13 protein-coding genes are annotated in these 12,898 nt (G+C 62.0%); all 13 read right to left on the bottom strand.

Annotated elements, in window-relative coordinates:
• Positions 1 to 277 (bottom strand): hypothetical protein (locus tag D8U71_RS00715; protein WP_130886962.1); only part of this gene is annotated, 277 nt, incomplete at its 3' end.
• A 132-nt stretch (positions 278 to 409) separates the two neighbouring features.
• Complete coding sequence (locus D8U71_RS00720) at positions 410 to 1,102, bottom strand: anti-sigma factor (RefSeq protein ID WP_125927579.1); 693 nt, start codon at positions 1,100 to 1,102, stop codon at positions 410 to 412.
• Positions 1,099 to 1,626 (bottom strand): sigma-70 family RNA polymerase sigma factor, encoded by a 528-nt coding sequence (locus D8U71_RS00725; protein WP_071172975.1) that lies wholly within the window; start codon positions 1,624 to 1,626, stop codon positions 1,099 to 1,101. The genes D8U71_RS00720 and D8U71_RS00725 overlap by 4 nt, the downstream gene beginning before the upstream one ends.
• Positions 1,627 to 1,787: 161 nt before the next feature.
• On the bottom strand, positions 1,788 to 2,309 hold the full coding sequence (locus D8U71_RS00730) for a DUF3455 domain-containing protein (RefSeq protein ID WP_016775383.1): 522 nt from the start codon (positions 2,307 to 2,309) through the stop codon (positions 1,788 to 1,790).
• Positions 2,310 to 2,424: 115 nt separating this feature from the next.
• On the bottom strand, positions 2,425 to 4,110 hold the full coding sequence (locus D8U71_RS00735) for an ABC transporter ATP-binding protein (protein WP_241664187.1): 1,686 nt from the start codon (positions 4,108 to 4,110) through the stop codon (positions 2,425 to 2,427).
• Position 4,111: 1 nt separating this feature from the next.
• Positions 4,112 to 5,134 (bottom strand): ABC transporter permease, encoded by a 1,023-nt coding sequence (locus tag D8U71_RS00740; RefSeq protein ID WP_125927582.1) that lies wholly within the window; start codon positions 5,132 to 5,134, stop codon positions 4,112 to 4,114.
• Positions 5,134 to 6,198 (bottom strand): microcin C ABC transporter permease YejB, encoded by a 1,065-nt coding sequence (gene yejB, locus D8U71_RS00745; RefSeq protein WP_125927583.1) that lies wholly within the window; start codon positions 6,196 to 6,198, stop codon positions 5,134 to 5,136. The genes D8U71_RS00740 and yejB overlap by 1 nt, the downstream gene beginning before the upstream one ends.
• A 1-nt stretch (position 6,199) precedes the next feature.
• Positions 6,200 to 8,065, bottom strand: a complete 1,866-nt coding sequence (locus tag D8U71_RS00750; protein WP_130886964.1) for an extracellular solute-binding protein — start codon at positions 8,063 to 8,065, stop codon at positions 6,200 to 6,202.
• Between the two features lie 226 nt (positions 8,066 to 8,291).
• A complete protein-coding gene (locus D8U71_RS00755) occupies positions 8,292 to 11,003 on the bottom strand; it encodes a TonB-dependent receptor (protein WP_177434870.1) in 2,712 nt (903 codons plus the stop codon).
• Positions 11,004 to 11,050: 47 nt separating this feature from the next.
• Entirely contained in the window at positions 11,051 to 11,194 is a 144-nt protein-coding gene (locus tag D8U71_RS28275) for a hypothetical protein (RefSeq protein ID WP_177434871.1), read from the bottom strand.
• 19 nt (positions 11,195 to 11,213) lie between these two features.
• Positions 11,214 to 11,615: a biopolymer transporter ExbD gene (locus D8U71_RS00760; RefSeq protein WP_041477201.1), complete on the bottom strand. Its 402-nt coding sequence runs from the start codon at positions 11,613 to 11,615 to the stop codon at positions 11,214 to 11,216.
• Positions 11,615 to 12,322 (bottom strand): MotA/TolQ/ExbB proton channel family protein, encoded by a 708-nt coding sequence (locus D8U71_RS00765; protein WP_016775376.1) that lies wholly within the window; start codon positions 12,320 to 12,322, stop codon positions 11,615 to 11,617. The genes D8U71_RS00760 and D8U71_RS00765 overlap by 1 nt, the downstream gene beginning before the upstream one ends.
• Positions 12,323 to 12,367: 45 nt before the next feature.
• Positions 12,368 to 12,898 (bottom strand): energy transducer TonB (locus D8U71_RS00770; RefSeq protein WP_130886965.1); only part of this gene is annotated, 531 nt, incomplete at its 5' end.

Below are 12,898 nucleotides of genomic sequence, written 5' to 3' on the forward strand. Positions count from 1 at the left end.
CACGGCGTTCGATCAGACGATCCGAGCCACCTTCGGCAACACGGCGTTCGATCAGCCGATCCGAACCACCTTCAGCAACACGGCGCTCGATCAGACGATCCGAGCCACCTTCAGCAACGCGGCGTTCGATCAGACGATCCGAGCCAACTTCAGCCAGACGGCTTTCGATCAGCTTGTCCGAACCGCCTTCGGCGATCATGGTGTGCGCCGGGGTGGCGGCGAAAGCGTTAACTGCGAAAACCGAGAAAGCGATGCTGAGAAGAGTCTGGCGTTTCATGATGGTGTGCTCCGGGGTGTTGTTGGTTGGTATGGAGCTGATGTTACGCCCGGAATTTTTTATGAGAACTTCATTGCCGTGATGGTGAACATCGACGTCGATGATGGTTGCGGACAACCGCGTAGCAGAGCCTCAGAGCACCTTCACCGCACGCCCGATCGCCTGAATCGGCCCGGTCGGTTTGCCAATCGGCGAGCCATTGGCGCCTTCCAGCGTCAGCTCAAACAGCTGGTTCGGCTGCAACGGCGGCAGTTTGTCCAGCGGCACCGACAAAGCCTGCCCGGGTTTGACCAAGCCCAACGACACCGGCCCCGACCAGCCGTCAGCCTTGGTCCAGAACTCCAGCGCCTTGTCCGCCGGCACCTCGACCACTCCTAACGGAATCAACTGGATCTCGCGCGCATTGCTCGCCTGAATCACCCATCCCGGCGCCTTGTCCTGCGGCGCCACCAGCACCACCAGATAACTCGGTTTCGGCGCAGTCTGGGTCAGCAGCATCGTGCCGAGGATCAATGTCGCCGCCAGCCCGGCCGCGCTCAAGCCGCGCCACAGTGGCAGCAGATTCCACCACGAGCTCAGCGGCTTCTTCACCGTCAGCCGTTCGAGACTGCGTTCGATACGAGGCCATAACTGCGCCGAGGGTTGCTGAGGTTCGGCCAGATCGGTCAGCTCCAGCAGGCGCCGCTCCCAGGCATCCACCGCTGCACGCAATTCGGGATCGTTCGGCAGGCGCCGTTGCACCTTGATGCGCTGCTCGAACGACAAGGTGCCGAGCACATATTCGCCGGCCAGTTCATCCCGTTCCTGCGCTGATTCGCCGGTCATCCCATGCACTCCCGCAAAGCATTGAGGCTGCGCTTGATCCACGCTTTGACCGTGCCCAGCGGCGTGTCGAGGCGAGCGGAAATCTGCGCGTGGCTGTAACCGTCGACGTAGGCATGGAGGATGCAGCTGCGGCGCTGCGGTTCCAGTTGTTCGAGGCAGCGATGAATGCGCGCCGAGTGAACATCGACCGCCTCATCAGGCGCCGCTGCCTCATGTTCTTCGCTGAACGGCGTTTCCCGACTTTGTTTGCGCAGCTGATTCAACGCCAGATGCCGGGTCACGCTGAACATCCAGCCCCGCGCCGAGCCGCGCGCCGGGTCGAAGCCGGCGGCGCCGTTCCAGATCTTGATGAATGCCTCATGCACGATATCCTCCGCCAGCGCCGTATCGCGCACCAGCCGCTTGGCCACACCGAGCAGGCGCGGGCCTTCCTGCACATACAAATCGCGCAAAGCCGCGCGCTCGCCCCGGGCACAGGCGGCGAGGCGGGCTTCATAATCGAAAACGGATTCGGGTAAAGGCATGGGGTGCAATCTAGCTCACATTTCCCAAACATCCAGATGCATTGTTCCCAGTGGGAGCGAGCCTGCTCGCGAATGCGGTGGGTCAGAAAGTAATAAGGCGACTGACACTCCTTCTTCGCGAGCAGGCTCGCTCCCACAGGATTGTGCACTGCTTCTGAATATCAGTTCGCCGCCCAGAAAATATAATCCGCCTGATACTTCACCACTTCCTGCTTGCCCTTGTTCGCCATGGTGCACTCACTGCCCGGCGCGACGCCGCCCTTGAGCGCGACACGCTGGATATAGCTGACCCCGGTCATCGCGCCTTTGCCCTCGGCCGGGTTGGCCTTGACCAGTTGATAGGGCAGGTTGCCCGGGCTCGACGGTGCCACGGCGAGTTGCGTGCCGGTGACTTTCGAACCGTCCTTGGCTTGCCAGGTCGCTGGTGGTCCGAAATAGGTGCCGACCTGTTTGCCGCTGCGATCATTGAGCACCGCTTTCGGGCCGACAAAGGTCCATTCGGTCTGCCCGGCCATATTGGGTTTGTCGCGGCATTCGTAGGTGATCTCGCCAACCCCGGTGGTCTCCAGGGCAATCTTGTGCCCGTCCGGCACCTTGATCGCGTCGGGATAACTGCTCTGGGCGAAGGTGGTCGCGGTGAAAGCGAGCAAACCGGTGAAGCCAATCAGCTGGGTGATGTTCATCCGATGATTCTCCGAAAAGGGTAGGGCGCTGACAGCACCAGAGTGGGCTGTTACAGGGACTACCCGTGGCGGAGGCGATTGGATGCAGTGCCGGAAAAATATTTTTGGATCACCTCTATACCTGTGGGAGCTGGCTTGCCAGCGATGGCGTCGTGTCAGCAGACATCGATTTTTCTGATACACCGCAATCGCTGGCAAGCCAGCTCCCACAGGGTTCTTCATCGGTCTTCAGGCCGGAGGCTTTCAGGAGTTCCTGGGTATACGGATGTTTCGGCGCAGCGAAAATCTCCCGCGACGAGCCTTGTTCAACCACCTTGCCATCCTTGATCACCATCAAGTCATGCGCCAGCGCATGCACCACTGCCAGGTCATGGCTGATGAACAGATAGGTCAGCCCATGCCTGATCTGCAACTGGCGCAACAATTCCACCACTTGCTTCTGCACCGTGCGATCCAGCGCCGACGTCGGTTCGTCGAGCAGGATCAGCGCCGGTTCCAGCACCAGTGCGCGGGCGATGGAGATGCGCTGGCGCTGGCCGCCGGAAAACTCGTGAGGGTAACGATGGCGGCTCTGCGGATCGAGGCCGACTTCCTCGAGCACGCGAATTACCGCTGCCTCGCGCTCGGCCTCGCTGCCGATGCCGTGGGTCAGCAAGCCTTCGGCAATGATCTGCTGCACCGACATGCGTGGGCTGAGGCTGCCGAACGGGTCCTGAAACACCACCTGAATCTGCCGGCGCAACGGGCGCATCAGGCGCTGATTGAGCAGGCTCAACTGCTTGTTGCCGAAACGGATATTGCCCTCTGATTCGACCAGTCGCAGGATCGCCTGGCCCAGCGTCGACTTGCCCGAACCCGACTCGCCGACGATGCCCAACGTCTTGCCGCGTTGCAGGGTGAAACTGACCCCGTCCACCGCTTTGATGTAATCCTGCTGACGGCTGAAGAGTTTTTTCGGCAGGGGAAACCACACCTTCAAATCATCCACTTCCAGCAGGTTGTGCTCGTACTCACTGGGCACTGGCGCGCCGCTCGGTTCAGCCTCGATCAACAAGCAGCTGTAAGGATGTTGCGGCGCCTGGAATAGCGTCTCGCAATCGGCCTGTTCAACGATCTCGCCTTGACGCATTACGCACACACGCTGAGCGATCCGGCGCACCAGATTGAGGTCGTGGCTGATCAGCAACAGCGACATGCCGAGGCGCTGCTGCAGTTCGATCAGCAGTTCAAGAATCTTCTGCTGTACGGTTACGTCCAGCGCCGTGGTCGGCTCATCGGCAATCAACAGTTCCGGCTCGTTGGCCAGCGCCATGGCGATCATCACCCGTTGCCGCTGACCACCGGAAAGCTGATGCGGATAGGCTTTCAAGCGCTGCAACGGCTGGCGAATACCCACCAGCTCGAGCAGCTCCAGGGTCCGCGCGCGGGCGGCGCGGCCCTTGAGGCCCTTGTGGATTTCCAGCACTTCGCTGATCTGTTTTTCCACCGTGTGCAGTGGGTTCAGCGAAGTCATCGGCTCCTGGAAAATCATCGCAATGCGATTGCCGCGCAAACCACGCATCTGTTGTTCGCTGGCGTGCAGCAAATCCACGCCGTTGTAGCGAATCGCGCCGCTGCTGCTGACGCTCTTGCCAGGCAGCAGGCGCAGGATTGAATGCGCCGTCACCGACTTGCCCGAGCCGGACTCGCCGACCAGCGCCAGACATTCGCCACGGCGAATATCGAGGTTCACACCGTGCACCACTTCTTGCCCTGCGAAGGCGACGCGCAGGTCGCGGATCTCGATTAAATGGTCTTGCATGTCAGCTCCTCGGATCAAAGGCATCTCGGCACGCTTCACCGATGAAAACCAACAAAGACAGGATCAGCGCCAAGGCAAAAAACGCCGTCAGCCCCAGCCACGGTGCCTGCAGATTGCGTTTGGCCTGGCCGATCAACTCGCCCAGCGACGCGGTGCCGGCGGGCATGCCGAAGCCGAGAAAATCCAGCGCGGTCAGGGTGGCGATGGCGCCGGTGAGAATGAACGGCAGGTAGGTGAGGGTGGAAGTCATGGCGTTGGGCAGAATGTGCCGGCGCATCAGTTCGCTGTCGGTCAGGCCCAGCGCGCGCGCGGCTTTCACGTATTCGAGATTGCGTCCACGGAGGAACTCGGCGCGCACCACGTCGACCAGCGCCAACCAGGAAAACAGCGCCATGATCCCCAGCAGCCACCAGAAACTCGGCGAGACGAAGCCGGACAGAATGATCAGCAGATACAGCACCGGCAGCCCCGACCAGATTTCCAGAACGCGCTGCCCGAGCAAGTCGACCCAGCCGCCGTAGTAGCCCTGCAAGGCCCCGGCGAGAATGCCGATCAACGCGCTGATCGCGGTGAGGATCAGCGCGAACAGAATCGAGATCCGCGTGCCGAAAATAACCCGCGCCAGAACATCGCGGGCCTGATCATCGGTGCCCAGCCAATTGCTCGATGACGGCGGGCTGGGCGCCGGTTCGGTGAGGTCGTAGTTGACCGTGTCGTAGCTGAACGGGATCGGCGGAAACAGCATCCAGCCGCCCTGATCCTCGATCAGTTTGTGTACGTAACTGCTGGCGTAATCCGGTTGAAACGGCAGCTCGCCGCCGAAATCGGTTTCCAGGTAATCGCTGAGGATCGGAAAGTAAAAGGTGTCGTGGTAGCGGATCACCAGCGGCTTGTCGTTGGCGATCAGCTCGCCACCGAGGCAGATCAGGCACAGGCCGATAAACAGCCACAGTGACCAGCGCCCACGGCGGTTGGCCTTGAATTGCGCGACGCGGCGCTGGCCCAGAGGCGACAGTATGAACATCAGGCAGTCCTCGCCGAGAAATCGATGCGCGGGTCGAGCAGGGTGTAGCAGAGGTCGCCAATCAGCTTGATCAGCAGGCCGAACAGGGTGAACAGAAACAGCGCGCCGAACACCACCGGATAGTCACGCGACACCGCCGCTTCGTAGCTCATGCGCCCGAGGCCGTCGAGGTTGAAGATGGTTTCGATCAGCAGGGAACCGGCGAAAAACACTTCGATCAGTGCCGACGGCACGCCGGCCACCACCAGCAGCATGGCGTTGCGAAACACGTGGCCGTACAGCACGCGCCGCTCTGTCAGGCCCTTGGCTCGTGCGGTGATCACGTACTGCCGGCTGATCTCGTTGAGAAAGCTGTTCTTGGTCAGGATCGTCAGCGTGGCAAAGCCGCCGATCACCAGCGCCGTGACCGGCAGCACCAGGTGCCAGAGGTAGTCGCCGACCTTGCCCAATGTGCTGAGGCTGTCGAAGTTGTCCGACACCAGTCCCTGCACCGGAAACCAATTGACGTAACTGCCCCCGGCGAACACCACGATCAACAGAATGGCGAAGAGAAACGCCGGCATCGCATAGCCAACGATGATCGCGGTGCTGCTCCAGACATCGAAGGCACTGCCGTTCCTGATTGCCTTGCGAATGCCCAGCGGGATTGAAATCAGGTAGGTAATCAGCGTCGCCCACAAGCCCAGCGACAACGACACCGGCAGCTTCTGCACGATCAGGTCGGTGACCTTGGCGCCGCGAAAGAAACTGTTGCCCAGATCCAGTTGTGCGTAGTTTTTCAGCAGCAGCCACAGGCGTTCGTACAGCGGTTTGTCGAAGCCGTAATGGTGTTTGATTTCCTCGATCAGCGCCGGGTCCAGCCCACGGCTGCTGCGCCCGGCACCGCCGACCGCCGCGACTTCGCCGCCACCGCCCATGCTGTGCCCGCCAAAGCCTTGCAGGCGGGCGATGGCTTGTTCCACCGGGCCGCCGGGCGCGGCCTGCACGATAAGAAAATTCACCACCAGAATGCACAACAGCGTGGGGATGATCAGCAGCAAACGGCGACTCAGATAACGCAGCATGTCACTGGCCTCCCGCAAGCTGAGCGCTCATCTGCTGAGTCGTCAGCGGCCTGGCCGAGACTTCCCACCAGGTGTTGAGACCTTCGTCATACGAAGGTTGCACGGCGGGCATGCCGAAGCGGTTCTGATACACCGTCGGCGTGCCTTTGGAGTAGTAGTTGGGAATCATGTAGTAACCCCATTGCAGCACCCGGTCGAGGGCGCGGGCGTAATGCACCATGGCTTCGCGGCTGTTGGCCTGGACCAGCCCGTCGAGCAGTTGATCGACCGCCGGATCGGCCAGCACCATCGCGTTCGAGCTGCCGACTTGCGTGGCACTTTGCGAGCCGTACAGGCTGTACAACTCGCGGCCCGGGGAGACGATCGGATCGCCACTGCGCGGGAAAGCGCAGACGATCATGTCGTAATCGCGAGCGTTGAGGCGGTTGATGTATTGCGCTGAATCGATGCGGCGCAGATTGAGTGTGATGCCGATCTGCGCGAGGGTGCGTTTGAACGGCAGCAGCATGCGATCGAAGCCGCCCTGGCCATCGAGAAAGGTGAATTCCAGCGGCTCGCCGGCGGCGTTGACCAGACGATTGTTTTTCGCCGTCCAACCGGCTTCGCCGAGCAGTTTCAGCGCTTGCAATTGCTTGTCGCGGATGTAGCCGCTGCCATCGGTTTTCGGCGCTTCATAGACCGTGGTGAACACCTCGTCAGGAACCTTGCCGCGCAACGGTTCGAGGATCTTCAATTCCTCGGCATCGGGCAGGGCGCTGGCGGCCATTTCACTCTTGGGCCAGAAGCTGTTCTGACGCACGTAGAAGCCGCGCATCATCTGTTTGTTGGTCCACTCGAAATCCCAGAGCAGGCTGATCGCCTGACGCACGCGGCGATCCTTGAAGAACGGGTTCTGCAGGTTGAACACGAAGCCCTGAGCGGCGGTGGGTTTGTCCGGGGCGAGGATCGACTGTTGCAAACGACCGTCGCGCAGGGCCGGGCTGTCGTAGCCAACCACGTAACCCGAGGAAGAAAACTCGCGGTTGTAGTCGAACGCACCGGCCTGCAGCAGTTGGCGAGCGACGTCGGTGTCGCCGTAGAAATTCACCGTCAGGCTGTCGAAGTTGTACATGCCGCGACTGACCGGCAGGTCCTTGCCCCACCAGTCCGGGTCACGCTGGAAACTGATGCTGCGCCCGGCGTCGACCTTGCTCACCCGGTATGGCCCGCTGCCCAGCGGTGGCTCGAAGCCGCCGCCGTTGGCGAAGTCGCGGGTTTTCCACCAGTGCTCGGGCAGCACGCGCAGCGTCGCCAGATCCAGTGCAAGGGTGCGATTGAGGTTGTTCTTGAAGGTGAAACGGACCTGGCGTGGACCTTCGACCAGCACGTCTTGCACGTCGGCATATTGCTGGCGATAACTCAGGCTGCCCTTGGTCATCAGCAGGTTGAAGGTGTAGCGCACGTCTTCGGCGGTGATCGGCGTGCCGTCGGCAAAGCGTGCCTTGGGGTTGAGGGTGAAGCGCACCCACAAACCTTCGGGATCGCGCTCGATCTGCTGCGCAACCAGAGCGTAAACCGTGTAGGGCTCATCCAGCGAACGGAACGCCAGCGGCGCGTAGACCCAGTCATTGACCTGCACCACGGAAATGCCCTGATCGGCATACGGCGTGATGTAGTTGTACTGACCGATCTCCATCGACGCACGGCTGAGCGAACCGCCCTTGGGCGCGTCGGGGTTAACAAAATCGAAATGCTTGAAGCCGGCCGGATATTTCGGCGCCTCGCCGTACACCGTCAGCGCGTGACTGCCGCCGGCCAGCGCCGAAGTGCCAGTGCACAGCAGCGCACTGCCGAGCAGCAGGCCAGCCATGTTGCGCAAAAAACTCATGAAGTCACCCTTGAAATCCCTGAAGGAACCCGGACCCCCGGTGGGAGCGAGCCTTTGTGGCGAGGGGATTTATCCCCGATCGGCTGCGCAGCAGTCGCAAGATCAATGCATGCGGTACTTCTGATGCTCCGCGTCGGCAGGTCCTGGGGGCGCTTCGCACCCCATCGGGGATAAATCCCCTCACTACAAAGGCTCGCTCCCACAGAGGGATGCGTTTTATTTGGGGTTAGAAGTGGTAAGTCATGCGCGCAAACAATGTCCGGCCCAGCGGGTCGGTGTAGCGCGGGTCATAGCCGCTCTGGAAGTTGTAGGCCTGGTTGGAGAACGGCGGGTTGCGGTCGAACACGTTCTTCATCCCGGCATCAACGTCGAGCACTTTGTTGAAGGTGTAGCCGGCCGACAGGTCCCACACCGAATACGACGCCACCCGCGCGTGCGTCTCGCGGTCGTAATCGTTGTAGCCGGTGGTGAAGCGGTTGGTCAGCGCTGCTCGCGCCGCACCGAGGCTCCAGCTGCCGGTGAGGTTGTGCTTCCAGCGCGCGATCACGCCGTCGCCCTGAAAGTCGCCGACCTTGTCGGTGAACGGGCCTTTGATGGTGCTCTGGAAGTCGTACTCGTCGACATAGGTGCCTTGCAGGCCGAGGCCGAACTGACCGTATGGCGTGTTCGGGAAGCGATAGTCGAGCGACACGTCGACACCATTGGTCTCGACGATGCCGAGGTTGGCGTTGCCGGTAACGATGTAGTTGAGCGTGCCGTCGGCGTTGCGCACGAAGCGGTCCGGGTAGGAGCCGGCCTGATCGAACACGGTGGATTCCGGGAACGGCTGGATCTGGTTGGAGATGTGAATCCACCAGAAATCCAGACCCACCGACAGATTGCTGATCGGTTGGTAGACGAAGCCCAACGTCACGTTGCGCGCTTTCTCCGGGGCCAGATCCTCGTTGCCGCCAATCTGGTTGAGGAATTGCTGACCGCAATCACGCCCGCCGTTACCGCCCGGTTGCACCACACCGCCGGTACACAGCACGGGATCGTTGTAGAAACCCTGGGTGAAGGTGATGCTGCGCGGCGAATACAGTTCATACAGCGACGGCGCGCGGAAACCTTCGCTGTAGGCGCCACGCACTACCAACTCTTTGATCGGCTGATAACGGAACGAGTATTTCGGGTTGGTGGTGCTGCCGAAGTCGCTGTATTTGTCGTGGCGCACAGCGGCGGACAATTCAAGGCTGTCGAGCACCGGCACGTTGAGTTCGGCATAGGCGGCCTTGACGCTGCGATCACCTTCGACGCTACCGGCCGGGTCGATGCCGAGGCTCTGGATGTCGCCGGCGAACGACTCGAAGTCCTGATGGAATTTCTCCTTGCGGTACTCGCCGCCCAGCGCCAGACCGGACGGACCTGCGCCGAACCAGTCGCCGATTTCACGGCTGACGCGGCCATCGAAACCGGCAACGCGGCCCACGGCGGTGGAGTAAGCGCCGTGGTACGCGGCGGCATCGATGTACTGCTGGCCGGCAGCGGTCTGCGGGCCGAACGGGTTGAGCAGACCGCTGGCCAGGCCGTCAATCATCGCCTGGTCGCTGACATAACCACTGGTGACGCTGGAGACGATTTTGTTCTGGTTGTACGAGGCGCCGACGTTGTAATCCCAGCCGCCAACCAAACCATCGAAGCTCAGCAGAAAGCGCTGGCTGGTGTTCTGGTCTTTCGATTCACGCGGGCCGGCGGCAGTCTCGCGCCAGTTGACATCGACTGGCTGCGTCGGGTCGAGGGCGAAATCGGTCGGCGCCGGGGTGATGCCGTTGCCGGGGTAGTAGGGCGAGGAAGAATCCAGGCTCAGACCAGTCAGTGGCGCCGGGCCGACGGCGACGGCGTTGTTGTTGCGCGACCAGAAATATTCGAGGTTGGCGTTGTGATCATCGCCGAGCTTGGCGGTGGTCTTGCCGAAGAACGAGGTCTTCTCGGTTTGCGGCACCAGGTCGATGAATTCACGGGTGCTGAAGCGGCACAAGCCGTCGCGGGCGATCAGGTTGGGGCCGTTGCAATTGCTGTTGGCCAACGGGTTGGTGGCGTTGCCGTTCTGGCTGTAGTTGCCGGGGAACGCGGTGCCGGAGGTCTGATCGAGACCGCGACCGGGCGCGTAGTCGGTGGCGAAGGAGCGGTCGTTGGCGTCGAGGTTCTGCTGCTTGTTGTAGTTGAACACGCCGAGGACGTTGAAGCGGTCTTCTTCCAGATCGCCGTAGCCCCAGCTGGCGCTCATGTCCTTGGTCGCGCCGCCACCGCTGTGGGTCGGCGTTTCGCCGCCCAGGGTCAGGGCGCCATCGGTAAGGGATTTCTTGGTGATGAAATTGATCACACCGCCGATGGCGTCGGTGCCGTACAGGGCCGAGGCGCCGTCGCGCAGCACTTCCACACGCTCGATGGCGGCAAACGGGATCATGTTCAGGTCCACCGCGCCGCCGGCCGAGTTGGTCCCCGACAGGGCGTTGTTGGCCAGGCGTCGACCATTGAGCAGCACCAGCGTCTTGTTCGCGCCGATGCCGCGCATGTCGGCAAACGACGCACCACCAGTGGCCGCGCCGACGGAGCCGGCGCTGTTGTTGATCGACTGGCTGCCGGTGATGCGCTGCACCAGTTCGGCGGTGGTGGTCACGCCCTGTTTGCGCAGCTCTTCAGCCTTGAGGATGGTGATCGGCACCGCCGTTTCCGCATCGACCCGGCGAATCGCCGACCCGGTCACTTCGACCCGTTGCAGTTGCGTGGTCGGCGCCGCCACGACAGCGGCTGCCGGCGTGGCGCTGTTGTCGTCCTCGGCCGCTTGCACGGTCCCGGCGCCCATCCCCATGGCCACCAGATACAGCGGAACGAAACGGTGGCGAGACATCGTTGCCACCAAAGGTTTGAGCGTGAAGCGTGGAGTGTTCATCAGCATGGTTGTTTCCGATTTTCAGACGTTATCGAATTGGCCTTGTGAGCCGCTCATTGCTCCGCTTCCGGTGATACCGCGCGCGGAAAACCACTTTCTTCAAGCAAGCCGATCCCCCTCCGAAGACGCGTGGCGTTTTTTCGGTCGGCCGGGTGCGACGGGATTTCTTTTTCAGCGGTGCCGGGCGGGTTTTTCATCACCCATCCGGCACCGCACTCAGTGGGTGGTCATCACCGAAATCTTGCTGATGCCTGAGCGCTCGATCGATGCCATGGCCTTGGCCACCTGGCCGTAATTGACGGCGGCATCGGCCTGCAACTGCACGCGCACGTCGGCGTCTTTGGCCTTGACCTCCTTGAGGCTGGCCTCGAGGGATTCCGGGGCCAGTTCGGTCTTGGCCAGATAGAACTTGCCGTCCTGATCGACGCTGACCACCACCGGGTCTTTCTTTTCGGCAGGGGCGACGGCGTCGGTTTTCGGCAGGTTGACCTTGATCGCGTTGGTCATCAGCGGCGCGGTGACAATGAACACCACCAGCAGCACGAGCATCACGTCGACCAGCGGCGTGACGTTCATTTCGCTGAGCACTTCATCGCTGTCTTGAGTGGAGAAGGACATCAGCTGGCCTCCCGCACGGCGGTGGTGCTTTTGCTGGCGATGGCCTGGCGGCTGATGGAAAACGCACTGCGCGAGGCGAGGGCGTCGAAGTCGTGGGCGAAGTCGTCCATGTCCGCCGAGGCGAGTTTCAGCCGACGCAGGAAGAAGTTGTAGATCAGCACCGCCGGCACGGCGACGGCGATGCCCACGCCAGTGGCGATCAGCGCGTGGCCGATAGGCCCGGCGACCGCTTCAAGGCTGGCCGAGCCGGTTTCGCCAATGCTTTGCAGGGCTTCCATGATTCCCCACACGGTGCCGAACAGGCCAATGAACGGCGCGGTGCTGCCGATACTGGCGAGGATCGCCTGGCCGTTTTCCAGGGAGCGACGTTCTTTCTGGATCTGCTGGCGCAGGTTGCGTTCCAGGCGGTCGGAGCGGTTGATGGTGTGCGCCAGTTGCTGCGTGGTGCGCGGCGACTCTTCCACCAGTAGGGCTTCGAAACCGCTGCTGGCGATGCGCGCCAGCGAGCCTGGATACTGGCTGGCGTGTTCGGCGGCGGTGAGCAGGTCCGGCGCGCTCCAGAAGGCTTTGGTGAACTGTTTGTTCTGCGCTTTCTGGCGCAGGTACTGGGCCGACTTGACCAGCAGGATCGCCCAACTGACCACGGAAAACAGCACCAGGCCCCAGAGCACACCGGGGACAATCATCGAAGACAGTGAATCGTTCATGGCTACACCTCGCTTGCGTTAATCAGTAATGAGTCGGTTGCGCCGTCATTGCGGCAATTTGAAATCGATGGTCTGGGTGGCGAAGCCGTCGATCGGCGTGTCGCCGCGCTTGGCCGGAATGAACTTCCAGTTCTTCACCGCCGCGACGGCCGCCTCATCCAGTTGCGGCTTGCCGCTGGACTTGGTCACCGTCACGCTGCCGGCACGGCCGTTGGCCAGCACCTGAATGCGCAGCACCACGCTGCCTTCCCAGTTGCGGCGCAGCGCCAGCGACGGGTATTCCGGCGGCGGGTTGCCAAGGCTGGCCAGGCCGGAAATCGCCGCCGACTCCTTGACCGGAGCGGGCGCAGCAGGTGGTGCCGGTGGTGCGCTCGGTGTCGTCGGCGCCGCAGGTGCGGACGGTTGCGCCGGGGCGGGCGGCGTTTTCGGTGGCTCGACTTTTTTCGCCGGTTTTGGCTTTTCCACCGGTTTGGGTTTTTCGATCGGCTTGGGCTTCTCCACCGGTTTGGGCGGCGGCTTGACCGCGTCCTCGTCCTCCACCGGTTGCTCGGGTTCCGGCGGAGGTGGAGGCGGGGG

The organism is Pseudomonas sp. Sample_21 (assembly GCF_004307525.1).
Lineage (GTDB): Bacteria > Pseudomonadota > Gammaproteobacteria > Pseudomonadales > Pseudomonadaceae > Aquipseudomonas > Aquipseudomonas atacamensis.

Bases quoted from the DNA above. Each gene is read 5' to 3' on its own strand.
- D8U71_RS28275 (WP_177434871.1), bottom strand. From the start codon at position 11,194: ATGAAAAACCCGCCCGGCACCGCTGAAAAAGAAATCCCGTCGCACCCG.
- D8U71_RS00720 (WP_125927579.1), bottom strand. From the start codon at position 1,102: ATGACCGGCGAATCAGCGCAGGAACGGGATGAACTGGCCGGCGAATAT.
- yejB (WP_125927583.1), bottom strand. From the start codon at position 6,198: ATGCTGCGTTATCTGAGTCGCCGTTTGCTGCTGATCATCCCCACGCTG.
- D8U71_RS00730 (WP_016775383.1), bottom strand. From the start codon at position 2,309: ATGAACATCACCCAGCTGATTGGCTTCACCGGTTTGCTCGCTTTCACC.
- D8U71_RS00735 (WP_241664187.1), bottom strand. From the start codon at position 4,110: ATGCAAGACCATTTAATCGAGATCCGCGACCTGCGCGTCGCCTTCGCA.
- D8U71_RS00765 (WP_016775376.1), bottom strand. From the start codon at position 12,322: ATGAACGATTCACTGTCTTCGATGATTGTCCCCGGTGTGCTCTGGGGC.
- D8U71_RS00740 (WP_125927582.1), bottom strand. From the start codon at position 5,134: ATGTTCATACTGTCGCCTCTGGGCCAGCGCCGCGTCGCGCAATTCAAG.
- D8U71_RS00750 (WP_130886964.1), bottom strand. From the start codon at position 8,065: ATGAGTTTTTTGCGCAACATGGCTGGCCTGCTGCTCGGCAGTGCGCTG.
- D8U71_RS00725 (WP_071172975.1), bottom strand. From the start codon at position 1,626: ATGCCTTTACCCGAATCCGTTTTCGATTATGAAGCCCGCCTCGCCGCC.
- D8U71_RS00755 (WP_177434870.1), bottom strand. From the start codon at position 11,003: ATGCTGATGAACACTCCACGCTTCACGCTCAAACCTTTGGTGGCAACG.
- D8U71_RS00760 (WP_041477201.1), bottom strand. From the start codon at position 11,615: ATGTCCTTCTCCACTCAAGACAGCGATGAAGTGCTCAGCGAAATGAAC.